Below are 848 nucleotides of genomic sequence, written 5' to 3'. Positions count from 1 at the left end.
AACAGCCAAATGATAGGAACCGTGTGCCTATTAATAAAACAATCCCTGCCGAAATTAAGCGAGGAGACAGATGAAAAAGCGATTTATTATAACAGGAATGATTACCATTTGGGGAATGATAAATTTGGCACATGCAGTGAATATTGATGGTATAGATTCACTCGGGAAGACATATTTTACACAACCACCTACTTCACCGAAATCACCTGCTTCACCGAAATCACCTGCTTCACCGAAATCACCTGCTCCACCAGCAGAATATTTGGAGCTTATTAAGCTATTAAGAAAAGGGGAAATTATTGAGCTCTTAAAAAAACAGCTTGAGTTAAAAAAAGAACAACTTTCGCAAACAGAAAAAACCTATCAAGCTATAACAAAGAGTCAGAAAACCGCACCTCAGAAAATAGACTTTTCTAGTTTTTTTCTCAAAGAGCCTGAATCGCTCTATAAGAAAGATAAGCTTTCAAGGGAATCATATCAAAAGGTATTAGAGGAAGAAAACAAAATTTCTGGGACTTTTGATCAAGTAGGTGACTCTATTTTTGCCCGTTTAGAATTTATATCGTCTCTAGATAAAGCTTTAACTTTAAAAACTTTTGAAAACGTAGAAAATCGTTTTCAATACCTTAAAGAGCTATTCGATGAACTTCAAACAAAAGAAAACCTGAAAGACATTGCAGATCTTCAAGCACATATCGATGGTTCGTTAGCAATGATCCAAAATGAATCTATAAAGATGCAAATGGTAGCGCATTTACGTAATGCCGAGCGATCACTTATCAAAAGGAAAAGACGCGAACTTGATATGAAAATTTTTAACCATGAAACAAACGGGATGCCTACCATAC

Annotated in this window: 1 protein-coding gene; it reads left to right on the top strand. The window is 35.6% G+C overall.

Annotated features, from left to right (window positions below; genetic code table 11):
- Nucleotides 1–70: 70 nt before the first annotated feature.
- A partial coding sequence (locus tag ACFIKG_RS09530; RefSeq protein ID WP_375652226.1) for a type IV secretion system protein occupies nucleotides 71–848 on the top strand: 778 nt, incomplete at its 3' end.

The organism is Bartonella sp. LB28NMGDW (genome assembly GCF_042194435.1).
GTDB classification, from domain to species: Bacteria; Pseudomonadota; Alphaproteobacteria; order Rhizobiales; family Rhizobiaceae; genus Bartonella; species Bartonella grahamii.
Note: the sequence above shows the minus strand (reverse complement) of the source record. Positions and strands in the feature narration are given on the sequence as shown.